Annotated in this window: 34 protein-coding genes; 21 read left to right on the top strand and 13 right to left on the bottom strand. The window is 56.0% G+C overall.

Going from position 1 to position 18,870, the window contains the following annotated elements; translation table 11 throughout:
• The 12 genes from ssb to E1297_RS11175 all read right to left on the bottom strand — a co-directional run.
• Positions 1 to 291: single-stranded DNA-binding protein (gene ssb, locus E1297_RS11230; protein ID WP_155138056.1), on the bottom strand; the 291-nt coding region annotated here is incomplete at its 3' end.
• Positions 292 to 303: 12 nt separating this feature from the next.
• Positions 304 to 471, bottom strand: a complete 168-nt coding sequence (locus E1297_RS49815; protein ID WP_209015751.1) for a hypothetical protein — start codon at positions 469 to 471, stop codon at positions 304 to 306.
• A 161-nt stretch (positions 472 to 632) separates the two neighbouring features.
• Complete coding sequence (locus tag E1297_RS11220; protein WP_155138052.1) at positions 633 to 902, bottom strand: hypothetical protein; 270 nt, start codon at positions 900 to 902, stop codon at positions 633 to 635.
• A 10-nt stretch (positions 903 to 912) separates the two neighbouring features.
• Positions 913 to 1,425 carry a class I SAM-dependent methyltransferase gene (locus E1297_RS11215; protein WP_155138050.1) on the bottom strand — a complete coding sequence of 171 codons (513 nt, stop codon included), beginning with the start codon at positions 1,423 to 1,425 and terminating at the stop codon, positions 913 to 915.
• A gap of 8 nt (positions 1,426 to 1,433) precedes the next feature.
• Positions 1,434 to 1,922, bottom strand: coding sequence for a helix-turn-helix domain-containing protein (locus E1297_RS11210; RefSeq protein ID WP_155138048.1), 489 nt, complete (start codon positions 1,920 to 1,922; stop codon positions 1,434 to 1,436).
• 4 nt (positions 1,923 to 1,926) lie between these two features.
• Complete coding sequence (locus tag E1297_RS11205) at positions 1,927 to 2,865, bottom strand: toprim domain-containing protein (RefSeq protein ID WP_155138046.1); 939 nt, start codon at positions 2,863 to 2,865, stop codon at positions 1,927 to 1,929.
• Positions 2,862 to 4,343: a DEAD/DEAH box helicase gene (locus E1297_RS11200; protein ID WP_155138044.1), complete on the bottom strand. Its 1,482-nt coding sequence runs from the start codon at positions 4,341 to 4,343 to the stop codon at positions 2,862 to 2,864. The genes E1297_RS11205 and E1297_RS11200 overlap by 4 nt, the downstream gene beginning before the upstream one ends.
• Complete coding sequence (locus E1297_RS11195) at positions 4,337 to 5,044, bottom strand: helix-turn-helix transcriptional regulator (RefSeq protein ID WP_155138042.1); 708 nt, start codon at positions 5,042 to 5,044, stop codon at positions 4,337 to 4,339. The genes E1297_RS11200 and E1297_RS11195 overlap by 7 nt, the downstream gene beginning before the upstream one ends.
• 106 nt (positions 5,045 to 5,150) lie before the next feature.
• Positions 5,151 to 5,528, bottom strand: a complete 378-nt coding sequence (locus E1297_RS11190) for a RusA family crossover junction endodeoxyribonuclease (RefSeq protein ID WP_155138040.1) — start codon at positions 5,526 to 5,528, stop codon at positions 5,151 to 5,153.
• A gap of 285 nt (positions 5,529 to 5,813) precedes the next feature.
• Positions 5,814 to 5,978 carry a hypothetical protein gene (locus E1297_RS11185; RefSeq protein WP_155138038.1) on the bottom strand — a complete coding sequence of 55 codons (165 nt, stop codon included), beginning with the start codon at positions 5,976 to 5,978 and terminating at the stop codon, positions 5,814 to 5,816.
• Positions 5,975 to 6,676 (bottom strand): DNA cytosine methyltransferase, encoded by a 702-nt coding sequence (locus E1297_RS11180; protein WP_155138036.1) that lies wholly within the window; start codon positions 6,674 to 6,676, stop codon positions 5,975 to 5,977. Before E1297_RS11180 ends, E1297_RS11185 begins: the two co-directional genes overlap by 4 nt.
• 67 nt (positions 6,677 to 6,743) lie before the next feature.
• A complete protein-coding gene (locus tag E1297_RS11175; protein WP_155138034.1) occupies positions 6,744 to 7,277 on the bottom strand; it encodes a hypothetical protein in 534 nt (177 codons plus the stop codon).
• Between the two features lie 19 nt (positions 7,278 to 7,296).
• On the opposite strand from E1297_RS11175, the gene E1297_RS11170 reads away from it, so the two are divergent.
• Together E1297_RS11170 and E1297_RS11165 are read left to right on the top strand one after the other, a co-directional pair.
• On the top strand, positions 7,297 to 7,527 hold the full coding sequence (locus tag E1297_RS11170) for a hypothetical protein (RefSeq protein WP_155138032.1): 231 nt from the start codon (positions 7,297 to 7,299) through the stop codon (positions 7,525 to 7,527).
• Positions 7,528 to 7,804: 277 nt separating this feature from the next.
• Positions 7,805 to 8,197, top strand: coding sequence for a helix-turn-helix transcriptional regulator (locus tag E1297_RS11165; protein WP_155138030.1), 393 nt, complete (start codon positions 7,805 to 7,807; stop codon positions 8,195 to 8,197).
• Between the two features lie 81 nt (positions 8,198 to 8,278).
• Here the strand turns inward: E1297_RS11165 and E1297_RS11160 are convergent, their stop codons facing one another.
• Positions 8,279 to 8,860, bottom strand: a complete 582-nt coding sequence (locus E1297_RS11160; protein WP_155138028.1) for a helix-turn-helix domain-containing protein — start codon at positions 8,858 to 8,860, stop codon at positions 8,279 to 8,281.
• A gap of 112 nt (positions 8,861 to 8,972) precedes the next feature.
• On the opposite strand from E1297_RS11160, the gene E1297_RS11155 reads away from it, so the two are divergent.
• The 19 genes from E1297_RS11155 to E1297_RS11065 all read left to right on the top strand — a co-directional run bounded on the left by E1297_RS11155 (position 8,973) and on the right by E1297_RS11065 (position 18,744).
• Positions 8,973 to 9,836 carry a DUF3800 domain-containing protein gene (locus E1297_RS11155; RefSeq protein WP_155138026.1) on the top strand — a complete coding sequence of 288 codons (864 nt, stop codon included), beginning with the start codon at positions 8,973 to 8,975 and terminating at the stop codon, positions 9,834 to 9,836.
• A gap of 250 nt (positions 9,837 to 10,086) precedes the next feature.
• Positions 10,087 to 10,359 (top strand): hypothetical protein, encoded by a 273-nt coding sequence (locus E1297_RS11150; protein WP_155138024.1) that lies wholly within the window; start codon positions 10,087 to 10,089, stop codon positions 10,357 to 10,359.
• Entirely contained in the window at positions 10,359 to 10,565 is a 207-nt protein-coding gene (locus E1297_RS11145; protein WP_155138022.1) for a hypothetical protein, read from the top strand. Before E1297_RS11150 ends, E1297_RS11145 begins: the two co-directional genes overlap by 1 nt.
• Positions 10,565 to 10,927 (top strand): Arc family DNA-binding protein, encoded by a 363-nt coding sequence (locus E1297_RS11140; protein WP_155138020.1) that lies wholly within the window; start codon positions 10,565 to 10,567, stop codon positions 10,925 to 10,927. The genes E1297_RS11145 and E1297_RS11140 overlap by 1 nt, the downstream gene beginning before the upstream one ends.
• Complete coding sequence (locus E1297_RS11135; protein ID WP_155138018.1) at positions 10,927 to 11,520, top strand: hypothetical protein; 594 nt, start codon at positions 10,927 to 10,929, stop codon at positions 11,518 to 11,520. The genes E1297_RS11140 and E1297_RS11135 overlap by 1 nt, the downstream gene beginning before the upstream one ends.
• The gene (locus E1297_RS11130; protein WP_155138016.1) at positions 11,520 to 12,224 is read left to right on the top strand and encodes a hypothetical protein; all 705 of its coding nucleotides are present in this window, start codon (positions 11,520 to 11,522) and stop codon (positions 12,222 to 12,224) included. The genes E1297_RS11135 and E1297_RS11130 overlap by 1 nt, the downstream gene beginning before the upstream one ends.
• Before the next feature lie 486 nt (positions 12,225 to 12,710).
• A complete protein-coding gene (locus E1297_RS11125; protein WP_155138014.1) occupies positions 12,711 to 12,998 on the top strand; it encodes a hypothetical protein in 288 nt (95 codons plus the stop codon).
• Complete coding sequence (locus tag E1297_RS11120; RefSeq protein WP_155138008.1) at positions 12,995 to 13,216, top strand: hypothetical protein; 222 nt, start codon at positions 12,995 to 12,997, stop codon at positions 13,214 to 13,216. Before E1297_RS11125 ends, E1297_RS11120 begins: the two co-directional genes overlap by 4 nt.
• Positions 13,213 to 13,932 (top strand): hypothetical protein, encoded by a 720-nt coding sequence (locus tag E1297_RS11115; RefSeq protein WP_155138006.1) that lies wholly within the window; start codon positions 13,213 to 13,215, stop codon positions 13,930 to 13,932. Before E1297_RS11120 ends, E1297_RS11115 begins: the two co-directional genes overlap by 4 nt.
• A complete protein-coding gene (locus E1297_RS11110; protein ID WP_155138004.1) occupies positions 13,929 to 14,606 on the top strand; it encodes an RAD52 family DNA repair protein in 678 nt (225 codons plus the stop codon). The genes E1297_RS11115 and E1297_RS11110 overlap by 4 nt, the downstream gene beginning before the upstream one ends.
• Entirely contained in the window at positions 14,603 to 15,010 is a 408-nt protein-coding gene (locus E1297_RS11105) for a hypothetical protein (RefSeq protein WP_155138002.1), read from the top strand. The genes E1297_RS11110 and E1297_RS11105 overlap by 4 nt, the downstream gene beginning before the upstream one ends.
• A 411-nt stretch (positions 15,011 to 15,421) precedes the next feature.
• Entirely contained in the window at positions 15,422 to 15,637 is a 216-nt protein-coding gene (locus tag E1297_RS11100) for a hypothetical protein (protein ID WP_155138000.1), read from the top strand.
• Between the two features lie 260 nt (positions 15,638 to 15,897).
• The gene (locus tag E1297_RS11095; RefSeq protein WP_368669526.1) at positions 15,898 to 16,269 is read left to right on the top strand and encodes an HNH endonuclease; all 372 of its coding nucleotides are present in this window, start codon (positions 15,898 to 15,900) and stop codon (positions 16,267 to 16,269) included.
• Entirely contained in the window at positions 16,269 to 16,613 is a 345-nt protein-coding gene (locus E1297_RS11090; protein WP_155137996.1) for a hypothetical protein, read from the top strand. Before E1297_RS11095 ends, E1297_RS11090 begins: the two co-directional genes overlap by 1 nt.
• Positions 16,613 to 16,996 (top strand): hypothetical protein, encoded by a 384-nt coding sequence (locus E1297_RS11085; protein ID WP_155137994.1) that lies wholly within the window; start codon positions 16,613 to 16,615, stop codon positions 16,994 to 16,996. Before E1297_RS11090 ends, E1297_RS11085 begins: the two co-directional genes overlap by 1 nt.
• Entirely contained in the window at positions 16,996 to 17,193 is a 198-nt protein-coding gene (locus E1297_RS11080; RefSeq protein WP_155137992.1) for a hypothetical protein, read from the top strand. Before E1297_RS11085 ends, E1297_RS11080 begins: the two co-directional genes overlap by 1 nt.
• Before the next feature lie 8 nt (positions 17,194 to 17,201).
• Complete coding sequence (locus tag E1297_RS11075) at positions 17,202 to 17,444, top strand: hypothetical protein (RefSeq protein ID WP_155137991.1); 243 nt, start codon at positions 17,202 to 17,204, stop codon at positions 17,442 to 17,444.
• Between the two features lie 3 nt (positions 17,445 to 17,447).
• Positions 17,448 to 17,693, top strand: coding sequence for a hypothetical protein (locus E1297_RS11070; RefSeq protein ID WP_155137989.1), 246 nt, complete (start codon positions 17,448 to 17,450; stop codon positions 17,691 to 17,693).
• Positions 17,674 to 18,744: a tyrosine-type recombinase/integrase gene (locus E1297_RS11065; RefSeq protein ID WP_155137987.1), complete on the top strand. Its 1,071-nt coding sequence runs from the start codon at positions 17,674 to 17,676 to the stop codon at positions 18,742 to 18,744. Before E1297_RS11070 ends, E1297_RS11065 begins: the two co-directional genes overlap by 20 nt.
• The last annotated feature ends 126 nt before the right edge of the window (positions 18,745 to 18,870 follow it).

Genomic DNA, 18,870 nt, shown 5'->3' with positions numbered 1-18,870 from the left:
GCGGTCCTGACCGGACTGATCCTGCCACTTTCTCGTTTTGAGCTGACCTTCCAGATAGACTTTTGAGCCCTTGCGGAGATAGCTTTCCGCGACCTTGCAAAGCCCCTCGCTGAAAATCACGACGCGGTGCCAATCCGTCTTTTCACGCCGCTCGCCCGAGGTCCGGTCCCGCCATGTTTCCGAGGTGGCGACGCTCAAGTTTGCAATTGGCTTGCCGTCTTGTGTCCGCCTGATTTCCGGGTCGGCTCCGAGATTGCCGATCAGAATGACCTTGTTTACGCTTCCTGCCATGTGAGGTCTCCTTCATTCAAACATGTCAGCAAGCGCCATTTTCGCCCGCCGTGTGTGTCTTGCGTTCTCGGTATGATGTGCCGCGTCATAGGTCAGGTGGCAGCGCTGGCACATCGCCATGAGGTTGGCGTCAGCGCAGTTTTCCGGCGTGTGATCCAGATGCGCGACGGTCAAAATCACCTTGGACCCTGTAACCGGATGGGGCTTGCCGTTCTCGGCGCGGCAGTCGGGATAGGCGCCCGGCGAACCCTCGCAACAGTTTTGCGCCCGCTCGCGAATGCGCTTGCTGATCTGTTTCTAGTCTGGCGGATAGCGCTTTTTGTTTTCCGGCTTGATTGGCATCACCCCACCCTTTCGCCGTCTGCCGGAGCCGGGATAACGCCCTCCTTGTGAAACCGTTTCCAAGTCGGCGTCGGATAGAGCATCCTGATAAAGGTTTCTGTCACCTTGTCCGGTGAACGCGTTTTCAGGCAGTCGCGGAACATGCCAGCCAACCCCTTGGCCTTGATCATGATCGATAACCCATCGCTCTTTCGCGTGATGGTCATGTGCGGTTTCGGGCGCTGCTCGAACTCAACGACAAACTTGTTTGTGTTTGCGAGGAAGGTCATTGTCTGTTCCTCATTCCGTTGCTTGGTCAGGCTTCAGAAAAACCAGCCAGTGGGTTTGTGAGCGCTTGCCGCTACGGTTCCCGAAAAGCGGTTTGTGGTCTGTGAGAGCCAGAATCTCGGACACCCGCACATCGGTTTCATTCCACTTGAACACGAGGGTTCCGTGCGGCTTCAGAACGCGGAAACACTCTGCGAAACCTGCTTTGATGTCCTCACGCCACTCCCGGCCGAGCTTTCCGTATTTCTTTGCCAGCCAGCCGGACGTGCCGTTGTTGACGAGGTGCGGCGGGTCAAACACGACGAGGTGAAATCGCCCGTCAGGAAACGGGAGGTCGCGGAAGTCAATTTGCTGGTCCGGATCAATGATCAGCTGCCTTGAGCCGCCTGCACTTGTCCTGTCTTTCAGCTCGTGAGTTTCACGGCGGATATCACCGAAAATCGCCCGTTCATCTTCCGGATCGAACCAAAACATCCGGCTTCCGCAACAGGCATCCAAAACAGGCTTTTCGCTTTCCAAAGTCATGAGATCCTTCATTCCGTTACCTGGTTGCTGTCAGGGAGTGGGAGGTTGTTGCGCTTGGCGTGGCCCCGGCTTTTCCAGATCCGGCCATGCGGGATCTCAAGATTATTGTCCCGGCAGTAGCGCTTGATGTTGCTGATCACAGTCGTATGGTCGCGACCGCCAAACATGCGACCTATCTGCGACAGTGGATAACCAGTCTGCTTGAAAACCTCGTACATGGCCTTCTTCCGGGCTCGGGTGAATTTCTTCAGCCGTGACCGTCCTACAATTTGAGCAACAGTAACCCTGAACTCCAACGCGACATTGTGCTTGATCTCTTCGCCTTTCTGCATCGGCATTTTAGCACCCGTGAAGAATAGCTGAACATCAAGCGGCGCTGATTGCGGGGAAAAGTGGAATATTACCCATTCTTCCATTGAGTATTTCGGAACTACCCCGCACTCATTGCATCCAACTTTATTTACGAGCTGATGCACTTTCCTTATGTCTTGCAACATCGGATCACCCAGCCTTTCGGTATTGCCGTGAAAGAAGGAAGTCGTTCCAGTCGCCCGGTTCGTCAGGGAATTGAACCGTTACGGTCTTCCCTTCGTGAGAAAGCCGGTGCGCCAAGGCGAAGGCTGAGGACTGGCCCGCAAAGTTGGCGTCATGGTCCCCGAAGATATGGATTTCCTTGGCGATGGCTGGCGGCTGCCACTGCATGACCATGCCTGCATTCAAGCCTGCCCAAACCGGGATTTGCCAAACCAGATGTGCGGCCAATGCGGTTTCGATCCCTTCCGCAATGCCCATCACCTCCGCCGGTTCAAACAGCCGGATGGCAGACCCCTTGGCGATCTTTCCGGGCATGACCAAGCGCGGTTTCGGCACGTCCGCCTTGTTGCCGAGCGGGGTTAGGAAAGTACGGTGCAGTGTCGTTGGCTTGCCGTCCGGCCCGGTCACCATGGCAATCATTGCCGGGTGATGGGTGAAACGGTTTTGTTCGTGGTGGTAGCTGCAACGCTCCGCGTATCTGAGCGCATCGGGGAACCTTTCGAGATGGATTCCCCGATTTTGAAGCCATTTCGCGACCGGATTGCCGTCAAGGACCGGACGCGCCCCGCACCAAAGGGTGTTCTTTGCACTTTTCAGCTTGTCCGGGTTGACCGGCTGGTCAGGCTTTCGCTCATGTGCGCCCCCCACAATTGCCTCAAGAGCCTTGGCGCATTCGGCAAAGTTCCAGCCCCGGATTTCCATCAGCAACTTGAAGCCGTCGCCAGCGCCGCAGCTATTGCAAAAGAAGGTTCCCAGTCCGTCCTTGTCATCAAAACGGAAGCGATCCGTCCCCGCATTGCAGATCGGGCAAGGGCCGTGCTTGCCGGTCAGGTAGCGCCGGTCAACGCCCAGCCTCAACAGCAAGTCCGGCCATTTGTTGCGGCAAAGGTCTGAAATCCTGGTCATGCAGCCGCCCCCGCTTTTTGCTTCTGCCGCCGCTTGGCATAGGCAATCTGACGGCTGCGGATGTAGGACCGGACTTCATCAGACGGCGCGGACGGTCTTGCGCTGTTCTTGCCGTAGGGCCACTCACCGAACTTCTCGTAGAAGTTGGCGAGGGCGAATTTCGATGTCTTGCCCTGTTCTGTGGCATAGCCCAGCAGCTCGGAATACCAGCGCCGCTTTTCTTCCGGGCTGTGCTTCTGCTTCTTGCCGTCCAGAGACACAAGCTCGCCCTCAAGCATTTCAACGTCGTTCTGGCGTTCCGGCGTGAACCCGCATGACGGGCAGGTATGGACCTTGACCGGTTTCAGGAACGAGCAGGACGGGCAGACCTTTGGAAGCGGCGCAGACTTTTCACGGTCGTCTTTCCGGGGCTTTTTCGGCTTGCCGTCACATAGCGTCTCGTGGTGAATGTCCGTGACAAATCCAAGGCGTTGATGCGTGTCCGAGTGATCCAGGATCAGGCAATCATCCTTGCCTTTTGCCGTGCGAAGTCCGCGCCCGATGATCTGGGTAAAGAGCATTTCGGACTTGGTAGGCCGCGCCAAGACAATGCAGCGCACATCCCAATCAACGCCCGTGGTCAGGCATCCGACATTGCAAACCACCTGAAGCCCGCCGCTGTGAAAGCGATCCGCAACCGCCTCGCGTTCTTCCTTCGTGGTGTAGGCGTCGATATACCCGGCCCGAACACCGGCCTTTTCAAACTCCGATTGCAGGCTGCGGGCATGGGCGCGGTTGACGCCAAAGACAAGCGTTGGCCTGCCCTCCCCGAGCTTGCACCACGTTGAAACGACATCCGCCGTCAGTTGCGGCTTGTCCATGGCCTCGGCTAAATCGCCTTCGTGGTAATCACCGGCAACAGTCCGAACGCCGGTCAGATCCGGGCTCGACGGGCCGAAGACGCGGAACCTTGAAAGAAACTCCTTGTTGATCAGGTCTTGCGTTGTGGCGGCAATCAGCAGGTCATCAAAGTATTTGCCAAGGCCACGGGTCCAGGGAGTGGCGCTCAACCCGATGAAGGGCACTTTTTCATAAAGTGCATCGTTCATCCATTCGCCGTAGAACTTGAACCACCTGTGCGCCTCGTCGATGACAACGACATCGGTCAGGGGCAATGTGCGCCGTTGCAAGGTTTGAACGCTGGCGACCTGAATGGTCCGGTTCGGGTTTGTCAGTTCGTGCCCGGACTGGATGACGCCAACGTCCTGAATGCCTTCCTTCCAGAAGGATTTGACGGTTTGATCGATCAGGGAGAGCGCCGGGACGCAGAAGACAACGCGGTTGCCCTTGGCTTGAGCGCCGTCAACGATTGCCGCTGCGAGGATGGTCTTGCCGAAGCCGGTCGGGGCTTGCAGCATCGGGCGGCGCTTGCCTGCCCTGAGAGCTTCGCGAAGCATCGTCATGGCTGAAATCTGGTGCGGGCGAAGAGTGCTCAGCATAGGACACCCCCACGCCAGAACTCGCGGAGTTCAAAACCGCCGATATCGTGCGTTTCCCAATGTCCGTGGTTTTCCCATCCAGGAGATTGAGGGCTTTTGGAAGCCTCATGCCCAACGGCTGGCTCTGCACTTTGAGGAAAGTTCAAATCACTGGATTGGTCAGTTCCGACCGTCCCGCCCGCAAGGGGCTTGCGGTTCAAGGCGCTGTGCTTGCCGCTTGCGCTCAGCGCAGCCCATGAAGGTTTGAGGTATTTATTATATACGTGTGCAAAAATTGCACGGTTTTTCGGGCCTGATTTCGTGGCGGAGGACGCTGATTTTCTCCGGATTTCCGCCAGTTCTCCGGGCTTGGTCGTGACGCCGTGCGGGTTAAACACTTCGCGGATCTTATCGAAGCTCAGCGCGTATTCTGTCGGCTTGCGGCCACCCTTCCCGAACCGCTTTACAGTCAGGATCGAGGCTTTCCGAAGAATATCCAGCGCAGCCGAAACGGTACGCACCGAACAGCCAACAGCCTTTGCGATGACGTGACGGGCGGGGCGGATGACGCCCTTGTTCTTGTGGTAGATCCAGACATTGGCGAGCTTCATAAGCACGTCCCGATGCGACCGGGACAACTGATCGGGCTTGATGGATCGAATGATCTTGCGGATTTCCCGCGCTTCTTCGGCTGCCTTGGAGTCCATATAGTGTTGGGTCATGACATTCCTAAAGCGTTCAAAAGGACAAACTTCTCCCGTCCCGCGCCTTGGATGGCGCAGGTATTCACTTTTCGTTCTCGCTGTCAGTCGAGCCTAAGAATCGTGGTTAAGGGTCATGCTCCCCCTCTTTGATGCCTCCACCTGTCACCCGCACAAGAACACCCTCCAGGTTCGGGTTCTGCGTGACAGTGAAGCGCTTGATGATCTTGGCGCTGTCGTCTTCGATAAGACCGTGCGTGACCAAAAGGTCTTCAATCGCCTTGATGAAGTTGGACATGTCCCAGCGGCCAGATTTTGCGCCGAAGGTGTAGCTGATCCGCACCGGGCCTGTGTGAGGTCGGGGCTTCGCTTCAAGGATCAGGAACCCCGCCTGCTTTTCCCACTTTTTATAGTCTGCCGACTTCACCCGGCCCTTGCCGGAAACGTTCCGGTACATGGCGTTGACGGATGGTGGAAACGGAAGGGAAAGCCAGTTTTCAGTCATTCCTCACCTCCCCAATTGTTCCCGTGACGGGAGAAGGAGAGATAGAAGGCGAAGACGAGGCAGATCAGGAGTGCCAGAGACAGGCTTGCGAAGCCAAGGTAGATCATACCGCCCTCCCCGGCCTGTGTTTTGCGCAATACCATCGGCCTGCGAGGTGCTTTCGCTTGGAAGCAATCGCCTGTCTCAGATGGACATCCTGACCAAACGCGCCCCATTCATCACAAGCCTCGCAAGGGTGCATGAAGATCGGGCCGGATTTGCTTGGAAGGAATGTTGCCTTGCCGGTCATGCCTTCCCTCCATCCAGACAAGCGACCGGAAGACGGTCTGATTTGGTCAGCGTGGTTTCGGGACCGGGAAGGAGAACCACAAGGCCAAGCATTGACGCGGCTACAAGCATCACGCCCAAGCCGGACAGAGCCCAATAGAAATCGAAGTCGTAGCGGGTCATCGTCCTTCCTCCCTAAGAGTGCCTGCGCGGGCTTTAAGGATCGCAGCGCCAATCACTTGTGGTATTTGCGGAATGACAGCGTTTCCGAGTGCTTCAACTCTGTGAACCCGGTGGGGAACCCCATAAGAAACTCGAAGTGCTCCGGCGTAGGCTTCTGCGCTCCAAAGGCCCGCACATAATTCCGGCAACTTGGCCACTTCTGCATCGAGGGCGCGTTGAAATTCGCTTTCCTCGTGGGGGTGTGCAACGGCCCACCAACGGCGGCGCTCATGAGGTGCCCCGCAGTCATTTCCGCTAATATTTCTAGTTGTGACATTGAAGCCGAAGCTTCTAAGGTCGTTGGCGGCTTGTTCAATCGCCTGCTCACTTACATTCTCCAAAATGGCGTATTCTGGCTGCGCTTGAGTGATTATCCGCATCATCTCCGGCCATAAGTCCGGGGCGACCCTCCTGCCGCGCGAGGCCGTGCTGAAAGGTTGGCAAGGAAAGCCGCCGCACACGACATCTGCCGGGACCGGCGCATTCATTGTTTTAATGTCGGCATGGCAAGAAACATGCGGCCAATGCTTCGCTAGGACCGCCCTTTGAAAGGGCTCTATTTCGCAAAATTCCACCGTCTCGAAGCCGCCTGCCCTCTCTAGCCCGAGATCAAATCCGCCTATCCCGGCGAATAGTGAGAGTACGCGCAACTTGCTCATCTCTCCCCCTCCCTATCCAGCCAAGGGGCGGTCCAGAACGCCAGACGCCCCGCTCCACGCCCGACGCTCATCGCTTGATCTCCACGATCTTCTGAGCGCTTTGCTCTTGAGCGGCGCTTTGCTGAACGCCTGCATCTAGCGCATGAATGATGTCGTCCACGAGCTGGCGGAGAGCCACCGCTTGAGGCCGCAGGAGCGCGTGTTCCTCGGTGCTGATCACCTGATCGGCCATTGCCAGCACCATGTCGCGGTTCAGTTCCGAGCCATGGACAAGGAAGTCCGCCGTCAACTCCTTTGGAGAGGCGTCGGTGCGAAGGTGCTTTTTACGGCAGAGGTTGAAGCCGCAATGATCCGCCAGTTCATCAAGGATTTCAGGACGCCCGCCCGCATGGATTGCCTCTAGGCTGAGGTCCATGACGATATCAATCGGCATGTGGAAGTCGCGCTGGTCTTCGCCAATCCCGGCATAGTTGGAATGCATCTGATGACGGACACGGCTCAATTCCTCGACCGCATCAACGCCGCCGAGCAACCCTATTTGACGCCGGACGGCAGCCTTGAGCTTGTGTCTTTGTTCCTCTGTTGTTCTTCTAGTCGGCATGGATATTCGGCCTCGCTTAATGACGCTGCGTCTGATTGCGATTAGCTTCGGGGCCATGAACAAATGCCCCTATCTTCAAGTCTTCGAGGGTGGTGCGGCGCTTGCCGCAGACGATCCAATTCGCTGGCTGTTGCGGCCAGAGTTGCGGCTTGTCTGGGATCGGGACGCCTTGGAAGACGCCGCAGCCGAACCGGCTGGAAAATGTGAGCGGGATGGTCATTTGCACCCCGCTTTGGAATCGCCGTTTTGACTATTTGCTTGAGTTAATTGCGCCTCAAGCCAACTCTTGAACCGCTCGGCAGTCCCGAGCGTCGGACCTTGCTTGCCGGATCGGATTGTCCGCATGAGCTTTGGCGAACCGAAACGGCGCTCAAGCTGCTCCGGGGTCCAACCCTTAGCAGCCATAACCTGCTCGGCGATATTCAAGAGTTCCTGTCTCATATTCAAAATATGAGAGATATTTCTCTTATTGTCAACGCACCTTAAGTGCGAGTTTTATCTTTAATGCAAAAAACGGTATCGCCGCTATGCTGCTACTCATGTTGGATGGTTGGTTTGATAGGCTCCTAGCCGCAATACAAGATACAAAAGACGCAGGCGTAAGCGCTCGTGCGCTGTCGATGCGCGCTGGCTTGAACGATCAATACGTTGGCCAAATGGTCCGCAATAATGTTCAGCCCACAGTCGATAAGTTTATTGCGCTCTGCGAAGCAATGAATGTTGACCCCATCGCCATCTTAACGGGTGCAAAGGGTGACCCCGACACAACTAAAGCTGTGCATTTGTTTTCGACAATGTCGCCTGATCAGCGGAAGGCGTTCCTTGCGATTCTTTCGACGATGAAGCCTGATGACAGCCACGCAAATACCGCTGAAGTTGACGGTGAACCCTCTTCGGCCCCAGCCTCTCAATCTCACTAAACAACTCAATCAAATCACGCATGCCAACTCCCTTTTGACGGGTAAAATTGTCATGCGCTCTTTTTGATTACGCAAGCGGAATTACGGCACTTTGTCAAAATGAGCAACTGCCCAAACTTGATATAAAGTAATCATTGCCTCAATACTATTATCAACGACAGCCTTTGTGAGCCTTTGCCGCTCTGCCTCTGAGGCGTCTTCGTAAGCGGCCTCTGCGTAATGGAAATTGTAGCGGAACCGTCGAGGGTAACTATCTGATATTACGTCCAAATGCCCGGTGTCACTCAACCGTTTCAGAAGGCGGTTTGCCTTCGATCTTGTGAACTCGGTACGCCGCGCAACTTCGGCCTCGGAAATCCCTGCTTCTTCGCGAGAGCCAGCCGCCACAACCAAGACTACTACAACCGAGTCGTAACTATCCAATCCAAGGTAGCGTTTTATTGCATCAATATTCCCGAATGAAAGATTTGCGAGTTTAGCGGTTATGTCTTTTTGGCTATCACTACTATCCATAAGCTGAATAAATAGTATGTGCTCACATTTACGCAAGTTTGTCATTTTGACAAAGTTGCCGTTACGGAAATAGCACGGCAGGACTTGGAAGAAATTAACCTCAAGGAAGAATGCAAAGTCCTTACGAGCGAGCGCCTTCACAACGGCCAATCTATGATTGTGCCATTCCAGCGATCCACCTATCGTTACCCAATACTCTTGCGATTCGCCTACAACCCTCGGCGCGCCGCCCTGACACACTGTTATTTGCGTGTAATCTAATATGCCTCATTCCTTTAGCGCGTTTATCGATGAGTCTGGAGATGACGGACTGGACCCCGACAAGTTCAGAAAGATCGGAGATAATGGCGGATCATCAAACTGGATGTCCATTTGCGCTTGCATCATTCGCACAAAGAACGAAGCTGAAACTGTATCCTGGCGCGATAGGCTGAAGACCGGAGCAGGCAAAAAGAGTAAGGGGCGGCAACTGCATTTCCACCAGTTGAACCACCAGCAGCGGCGCTATGTTGCTCGCGAGCTTGCAACCTTCCCTTTAAGGTACACGGCAGCCCTCACCAACAAGAAAGACATACCGGAAGGCACCTACACCGAAAAAAACCAATTATACTTCTATATGACGAGATACGTCATAGAGAGAATATCATGGTTTTGCCGGGACCACCGAGAAATCGTGCCTGAGGGCAATGGTAAGGTGAAGATAGTGTTTTCCTGCCGGGGCGGTATTTCATACGAGGCTTTTAAAGACTACCTCATCCACCTAAAAAACAACGAAGTGACGGAAATCTACTGGCCGGTCATCGACATAGACCAGATCGATGCGCAGGATCATTCACGGAATGCAGCACTTCAACTAGCCGACTGCGGCGCAAAAGCGATTACGGAAGCCTTCGAGCCCAATCGTTTCGGAGACGTGGAGGGATCTTATTTAAAGTCTCTGAAAAGAGTCATTTACAACAGGAACAGCAATTATCACAGCTACGGACTAAAGATTATTCCGAACTGGAACGAAGCAACACTTTCAAACCAGCACATTGAAATACTGAATGAATTTAAGGTGATGGCGAGCGGCCCCTCGGGCCATCGTGACGCTTTCGCGCTGCAATCTTTCGACAGCTCTGGCTGATTCCGAAGCATGACCGCTCTCATAAAATATAGGGTTCTTCCCACATAAAAGTCAACATTTTCGTCTTATTAACCCACCCCACCACCTAAAGACGAATCTGGAAAAACAACCCGGCCCGCGTGCCGGTTTTTTTGTGTGCGATCAGAGGGTTAGCCTGAACTCGGAACAATCCTATACGATATTTATCTCTTGTTGTGTTGACATAAGAGAAATATCTCTTATTCTATTCTCATCAACGGAGGGCAAGCCGATGACTGAGTTTCAGAATACCGCATACGTTCCTTTCATTTACGACGAACGCGTTCTTTTCGAAGAAATCGAGATTGTGGTTTTCTCCCGCATCGACGACGACGGCGAAATCTACGTCGACAAAATCGAACTTCCTGACCAACGCGGCACCCGCCACCTTTGCGTCAGCCGGGACTCCCAAGGCCCTGACGCCGTGTTCTGGAACGCTCTCCACGAAGCCGCTTACGAAGCCGTCATTGGCGAGATCACCGACCAGATTGCGGAGGCTGCGTGATGATGACCCCCATCATTACAACCCGCGATACCGGCTGCATCCCCGCCTCGCAGGAATGGTGCGCCCATTTCGATGGCGACGAAGAAACCGGCATCTATGGACGTGGAGCCTCTGCCGAGGAAGCCGTTGCCGACCTTCTCGGAATGCACCCGGAGTATTCGGCAAGGATGCTGACGGCGCGCACTGCTGAAACGGAGGGCGTGTGATGAAAGAAGCAAAGATCGTTTGCAACCGCAAATCCGACCAGTACCCACTCCGCCTTCCAGATGGAATGCGTGACGAGATCAAGAACGCCGCCAAGCGGGCCGAGCATTCAATGAACGCCGAAATCATCACGCGGCTGATGGGCGCGACCTCCGCGCAGCGGGAGACCTTGCGCGACCACTTCGCAGCCTGCGCTCTACCGGAAGCAATCAACGACTATGACCGGGTGGGGCGCAGTCCGAACAGCAACGGCGAATCCCTCCTGCCTTACGCGACCAAGGCGGTGGGGACCCGTGAAGAAATCATTGCGCGGCAGGCTTACCGCTATGCAGACGCAATGCTCAAAGCTCGGGAGGCTGCGTGATGACCCTGACAACCACACTCAACGCCATTCGTAGGTGCGGACCGTGTGCAGACGAATGGAATAAGCTCCTGATCCACCTCGGCAAGACAAAAGCCGATGACGAGCCGGTTTCTTTCCTGACGATCCTTGAAAGCAATGGACTTGATGACACGCTTTGGTGGCTTAGGACGTTGCCCAAGGAAATGGATAACGCCGTCAGGTTGCTTGTCTGCGAAATTGTGGAGCCGCTTCTGGAATTCGTTCCTGTGGGCGAAAGTCGGCCTCGCAAAGTAATTGAGACAGCGCGAGCTTTTGCAAAGGGTGAAGTAACCCGCGAGGAACTTGACGCCGCAGTAGGTGCAGCTGCGGACGTCGATGGCCCGTTCGCCAAGGCCGCAGCTAAGGCCGCAGCTAGGGACGCTAGGAACGAAGTTTATACCGCCGCTGAGGTCGCCGCTAAGGCTGCAGCTAGGGACGCTTGGCTCTATGCTGAGGACGCTACTGAGGACGATTGGCTCGATGCTGAGGACGCTGCTGAGGACGCTGCTAGGGCCGAACAGGAAACCATCTTCCGCAACTGGCTCGCTCAGTTCGATCAAGTGGAGGCTGCGTGATGACCTCCCTCAAGGTTCTGGTTGGTTGCGAGTTTTCCGGCGTTGTCCGCAATGCATTCCTCGCACTCGGGCATGATGCATGGTCTTGTGATCTTCTCCCGGCAGAGGATGGCAGCAACAGGCACATAACCGGCGATTTGCGGGACTACCTGCACGAAGACTGGGACTTGCTTGCGGTGTTCCATCCCCCCTGTACCCGGCTCTGCAACAGTGGCGTGCGCTGGCTGCATGAGCCGCCAAAGAAACGGCAGCCGAGTTACCCGGCAGAATACGAGAGCTGGACACGCGAAGAAAAGCTGGAATGGCTCTGGCAAGACCTGGATCGGGCCGCCGCCTTTTTCTCCGATTGCTGGAATGCCGATATCCCGCATGTCGCCGTAGAGAACCCGGTGATGCACCCGCACGCCATGAAGCGCATTCGGAATTACCAAAAACCGTCCTGCATCATTCACCCATGGTGGTTCGCGCATTCCGACGAAGACGTGAACAACGAGAAGAAGTCGACCTGCTTCTACCTGCGCAACCTCCCGCCGCTTGTGAAGACCGGCACCATGGACGGTTCAACGGCCCGGTCAAGTGTGCACAAGGCCAGCCCCGGCGCAGAACGATGGAAGTTCCGCTCCCGGTTCTTTCCCGGGCCTGCTCAGGCCATAGCCGATCAATGGGGCAGCTACGCACTCAACGAAATGGAGATTGCAGCATGACCCGCCGCCACATGCACACACACTCATACGCTGACTGGCTGGCAATAGCTCCAGTCCCGGCAACGATCCTGTTTTCCATGAGCTGCTTTCACGAGGCTGCAAGCTTTTGGACCCGAACCCACCGCGCCGGTTCCTCCCCCGGCGCAACGTCCCGGCTGGCTCCTCCTCCCGCCAGCCGGGGCAACCATCCCTAACGACCCGGAACCGGGCAAGGCCCCATCGGCCAAGGCAATCCGAACCAACAGGAGGACGCCATGTAGGGCACCGGGCAACAGGCTGCATCCGCGCATACCAGCTGATAGCGCGCAGGAATTGGTTACGCAGCCAGCCCCACCAAACACACTGGATGAAGGTGTGTTTCGTCGGGCTGACAACTTCAGACGAAAGGACAACCTCCCCCAACTGGCCCACCCACCGATCACCGGGCGGGCACTTTCTCAAGCTCTTGCAGAGGGTTTCAGAAAGGAACGAACACAGGAGGTCAGCATGAACACTCCGAGGAATCTCGCCAGCGCTGAAGCCCTCAAAGGTTTCGCAGAGCGCAGCAAGACAGCCGCTCACAAACTGGAAGGACGGGCAGACAAGCAGGAAGCCCATTTGCCCGATCTTGAGCGCCAAGGAAACGCAAAGGCCATCAACCGGGTGAAGTGCGACATCAACGCAGACCGCAACAACGCCCAACGGATGTACCGAAACGCAGAGGCGACCGAGGCCAGAGCAAAGGAACTCGCAAGGACTGGACCCGAACAGCCGAGAAAGGAGGCTTTGAAATGACCCCGGCAGAACGCGCAGAGCGCCATTACCTGACCGCCATTCGTGGCATTCACCTCTTCATGGAGGAAGCCCGGAAGATGAACCGGGACGAGCTTGAGCAAAGCCGTTTCAGCCTTCCATCCATTGAAGCCAATGCGGCTTGGGCCATGCAGGATTTCAACGCCCTGCTGAACGTAACACCGGCATCAAATCCGGTCTTTCTGGAGGCAGCAGAATGAGCACGGTCGTTCCATTGGGTCACAATAACCCACCGTCCCCTTTCGATGATGCCAAGGCTTCTATCCTGTCCCTTGAGGAAGAGGCGCGTCATTGGCTGGACGGGGCAGAAGTCAGTTCGCAGGCCGAAGCAGACGCAATCGCAAAACTTCTCGACATGGCGCGGAAGGCCAAGAAGGAAGCAGACACGGCGCGCAAGAAAGAAGCCAAGCCTTTCGATGACGGCAAGAAGGAAATCCAGACCCGGTACAAGCCGCTACTTGAGCAATGCGACCGGATTGCGGATGTCTGCAAGAAGGCCAATCAACCTTGGCTGATCAAGCTGGAAGAGCTGCGCCGCCGCGAAGAAGCTGCAGCCCGCGCCAAAGCCGAAGAAGAAGCCCGCAAGGCCCGCGAGGCGCTGGAAGCCGCCCGCGCCAGTGATCTTGCCGCCCGCGAAGAAGCAGAGCGTCAGGTGCAGTTCGCGAAAGACGCTGAACGGGCAGCGCGGCAAGCTTCCAAGCAAACCGCCTCGGCCAAGGGTGGTGCCCGCGCCATGACACTCAGGACCGTTTATCGGCCCGAGATCACCAATGCGACCGAGTTCGCCCGTTGGTGCTGGCAATACGAGAAACAGCCCCTTCTCGATTGCCTTGATGCCATTGCAAAGCGGCGTGTTGCCAACAAGTTCCGCGACATGCCCGGTGTTGTCATTCATGAAGACAAGGTGCCGGTATGACCTTCACCAGTGAACAGACAGCCAAGCTTCAGAAGAAGCTCGACCCAAGTAACGTTGCGCGACGCAAAAAGGCCGGACAAACCCTATCCTATGTCGAGGGGTGGTATTGCGAAGCGACCGCAAACGAGATTTTCGGCTTTGACGGCTGGACAACCGAAGTCGTTGCCCTCGCGGAAAACACGCAGCCGACACAGAACCATAATGGCAACTGGGTTGTGTCCTTTCGCTGTACGGTGCGCATCACGGCAGGTGGATGTGTGCGCGATGGTGTCGGCTTTGGCTCTGGTGCGTCCAAAGACATTCATGACGCTTATGAGTTAGCAATCAAAGAGGCTCAGACGGACGCGGAAAAACGTGCGCTGAAAACATTCGGCAACCGCTTCGGCCTCGCCCTCTACGACAAGACCCACGCCAATGTCGGCATTGACGAGCCCGAACAGCACAGCGCTTCAGACGCCCCGGCGGAACCACCCCCCCCCAACTGGGCACAAGAGCGCGACGACCTCACGCGCATGGTTCAAAAATGCCAGCGCCTTGATGATTTAGCTGATTTATGGCGCACCGAACGCCTTCAGCGCTTTGTTAAACACGCCCCGCAAGAGTTCTCTTCGCCGGTCATCCAGATCAAGGAGCGCCAGAAAAGCGCAATCCAGCAATTGGAGAATGCGGCATGAAGGAGCCCTTCATCTTTGAATGGGATGGCCGCGCACTGGTTCCTGCCACTCCATATGACCTTGAACGCTGCCAGCGCTTCAAGAAGGGGCAGCGGCTGAAGGCTGACAAGATCGTCAAGCCGCGCTCACTGCCCATGCAGGGAATGTATTGGGCTTGCCTGTCGCAATTCGTGGCAGCAACGGAATGTGTTCCGACTGCGGAACATCTTCACAATCTGATCAAAATGAAGATGGGCTATGTCACGCCAGCCGTGATGCCTGACGGCTCACTGTACTGGATACCGGACTCGACCGCCTTCGACAAAATGGATCAGGAGGCATTCAACGAATTCGTTTCAAGGGCTGACAAGTGGTGCGCGGAAACCTTTGGCGCATCCCTTCTTCAAGCGAAGGAAGCAGCATAACCCATTCGGCGGTGAACCCATCATCCCACCGCCGATGCCGGGGAGTCCGTCTTGCCCTGAAGGGCTCCCCGGCAACTGATCAAGAAAGGAACGTCAATGTCTGATGTGCGCAAGCCCAGTGTTGAAGACTACAAGCGGTGGACGCCGAACATCGACGCTTGGTCCAACTGGGATGGAACGGTGACGCTTGAGAGTAAGTGTCCGATAGGCCGCAAGTCATGCGTCTCAAAGAGCAATCCTCCATATGATGACTGCGATTACTTCATGGGCGTCTGTGGAGTCAGGGCGGTTACAGACGATTTCAAGGGGTGCTGCGGCTACTTGCTGAACAAAGACGAAGGCCAAACTTAACCATGCACACCGCCGCTCACCGCCTGAAGGCGTCAGTCTGAACCAAAGAAGGAAGAACCCATGTCTGTTTTTGATGATGTCACACCAATCAAGGGACTGGACGGCGATACGATCAAGGTCGCATCCAACACCAATCCCGGAACCGGCCAGAAATACGTCCTGCTAAAGGCCCGCGACGGGCTCTCGGGAGAAATGGCCGTTGCCTCAGTTTCTCCCGAAGCCGCCCGCCTGCTTGCCGCCGAGCTGAACGGACTTGCGGATGAACTGGAGGCGTAACATGAAATCAACAGCGCGCGGACGCAAGGCTTACCGTCCAGTACTCCCCTTTCACGTCACGCTCCGCCTTTTTAGCGGTCGCAAGATCCAGGGTCCGGGCAAGCTCCCCCTCCCCAAGAGCCACGGCCTTTTAAAGACCGGCATGTTCACGGACCACTTTGGCACCGTCTGGCCACGTTGCGGCGCAACTCCTGAAAAGTACAGGTAAGCCATGCGTGCCCCTGCCCCCGCTCCCTCTGTAGGAAGGATCGCTGATGCCCATGATCGATAACCCTCTCGGTGGCCGTCAGGTCGAGGAATGGATTGGCAAGACGGCAGACAGCGCCGTTCCAGATCGGGTCAAGGACCGTGTGTTCATGCGTTTTCAAGGCCGATGTCACCGGACAGGGCTGAAGATCCAGGCTGGCGACAAATGGGAGCTGGAACACCTCAAGGCACTCGGCCTCGGCGGGGAAAACAGGGAGCGAAATCTAGCGCCCATCCTCGCAGGCGATCCTCACAAGGAAAAGACGGCTGAAGAAGTCGGAATGATGCGCAAGGCCGACCGGATGCGCAGGAAGCACAACGGCACATGGCCGAAGTCCAAGGCCAAGCTTCAGGGACGTGGCTTTGCAAAGACGAGGGATATCTGATGGCGGGATTCTACATCGCTGACATGCGCAGAAATTGGCGCACGAACCCGTATGTCACGTTCTGGCGTCCTGAGAACGCCGGTTACGCCTACCCTCTTTCTTGGGCTGGGAAGTACTCGCGGGAAACCGTCACCGACGGCGGCAGATACTACACGCAGCGGGAGGGTAAATCACTGATCCGCTTTGCCGTGCCCTGCGATGCGGCTGAAGCAATCGCAGAGCCGCCCACGCCCGGAACGATTGATGGTGATGCAGGGCCAGTAATTCGCAACACCGCAGAAAACCGCCGCAGACTTCGTCAAGCGGCATTCCCAAGCCGGGGATTTCAGAAGAGGAAGACGTGATGACCGCCCCCGTCGAGCACACCGCAAACAAGTTCACCTTCTGCGCAACTAAGTCCAAGCCCCGCTTTTTCATGGAAACTTACGGTTCCGGCGACGTGTACTGGACCGATCTTCATGCGCGGCTGAGATGGAAAAGGGGAAAGCCCATGAAAAAGCCCGTCAATCAGACAACCCTCACAACTCTGGAATGGCTGGAATCCGAAGGCCAGAAATGGGATGCGCTCCCAAACGCCGAGGTGCAGTTTGAGACTGCCGTCCGCACCGCCTTGGAAGCCACGCAGATCAACCAGTATTCCGCCTGCACCATTCTTGAACGACTGGCTGAAGAACAGCTCGTTGCTTGGAGCAAGATCAATCCAGTGGACGTTTTTGGAGAGATTTGATGACGAGCACCCAACCAGTCACAGAAGGCTACATGTGCAAGACCGACTTTGATTGCGAGCTTGGACGGGCCAAAGGCGGGAATCCTGTCTACCCGTCTATTGAAGACCTCAAGGAAAGCAGGAGCTGCTGGAACGAATGCGGCATCGTCAAGGTACGCGTTGAGCATGTCGAGACAATCCTAGAGGACAATTTTTAGGAGCCCCCATGGACGGACAAGGAACAACATCCCCTCTGGATCTGGTGCGCATGCGCCATCTCTCAAACGAGCGACTGCCAGTACCTTCAAAGCATATCGGTCAATTGCTGGATCTGGTGGAAGGCATTCGCAAGGAAACCCGGTTTGAAGCACTGGAAGAAGCCGCAAGGGCATTTGAGAACCTGCCTCACGCATCATTCAACGCAGCCGTTGCCGCAGAGATGGTTCGTGAGTTGATTGAGAGGGAGTAGGTTATGACTGTGCGCCCGATCCTTGTGAACCAGCAAAAAGCAGCCGAAATGCTCGGCATGTCGGTAAGCCTGTTCACCCGCCTTTGCGCCAAGGATCACCGGCTGATGCCAGCCGTTATTCCAGACACCAAGAGCGAAGCAAAGCGGTACTTGGTGTCAGACCTTGAGGAATGGGCGCGTTCGTTGAAATATCCTCACAGCCCGAAGGAGGGCGGTGGAGGCATGTGGGATGACGAAAGTGCGACTTAAAGGGCTTTCTGTATATCAACGCCGGGGCAAGTGGTACGCCTATATCCGGGCGAACCGGAAAGCACTCGTGAAGGGCTTTGAAGGCTCCCGTGCCGATCTGGACAAGCACCTGTCCACGCCTGCCATCCTGAAGCTTTACGGTGAACTGGCGGAGCAGCCGAAGCAAAGGGGCTTTGGCACACTCGGCGGCTTGTTCGAATATTACAAGACCAAAGACCGATGGAAGAACCTCGCCCCCCGGACCCAGGCGGATTATCAAAAGGTCATGGACTGGCTCTCGGACAAGGGGCGCTTTAAAACACCGGTCATCTCCATCACCCCGGCAGACATGGCAAAGACTCGCGACCGGGCGGCAGAAGACAGATACCCGAAATTCTCCAATGACGCCCTCGCCTGCCTGTCCGCTGCCTTTGCGGTTGGTGTTGAGTATGGCTATGCAGGGCTGACAGTGAACCCGGTTCTTGGCATCCGGCGCGCTCACAAGAACTCAAAGAGCGCCAATCGCCGATGGACGGTTGCGGAATGGTCGGGCGTGTGGCGGATCGCCAGTCCCCATTTGCGTCCGGTTCTGGCCCTTGCCAAATGGGCAGGTATGCGCGGTCAGGATATCGCCGTGCTGCGATGGGACAACATTACCCGTATTGGCGAGCACGGGAGTTTCATTGAGTACACAGCCCTGAAGAACGGCGAAGACTGTCTGATTGCGGTATTGCCGGATCTGGATGCCGCGCTTCAATCCGAAAAGAAGGCCACCCTGACCATCTGCAAGAACTCGCGTGGTCGGCCCTACCCGTCCGAAAACGCCATGCGGAAGGCTTGGCAGGATTTCAAGGCAAGCGCGGTTTTTAAAGAGGCAGTTCCGACCGGATCGGACCTTACCCTTCACGGCCTGCGGGTCACTTATGCCAGCGAATTGGAGGAGCTTGGTTTCAGCGACGAAGACAAGGCCAAGGCCATTGGCGACAAGTCTGCGTCGATGGGAAAGCACTACGGAAGGGACGCTGCAAAGGTCAAATTTGCATTACGTGTGAAAAACGCAAAGAGCAGTTGACAGAACGCCCCGAGAACAGATATTTGCCTAACGCACCGGACGAAATTGCCTAACACCACATGTCCGGTTTTCTAAGTCCTTGAAAAGACTTGCAAAGGCCTCTTGGCGGAGTGGTGACGCAGCGGA

The sequence above is a fragment of the Roseibium sp. RKSG952 genome (assembly GCF_009711355.1).
This window is presented reverse-complemented; position numbering and strand designations above follow the sequence as displayed.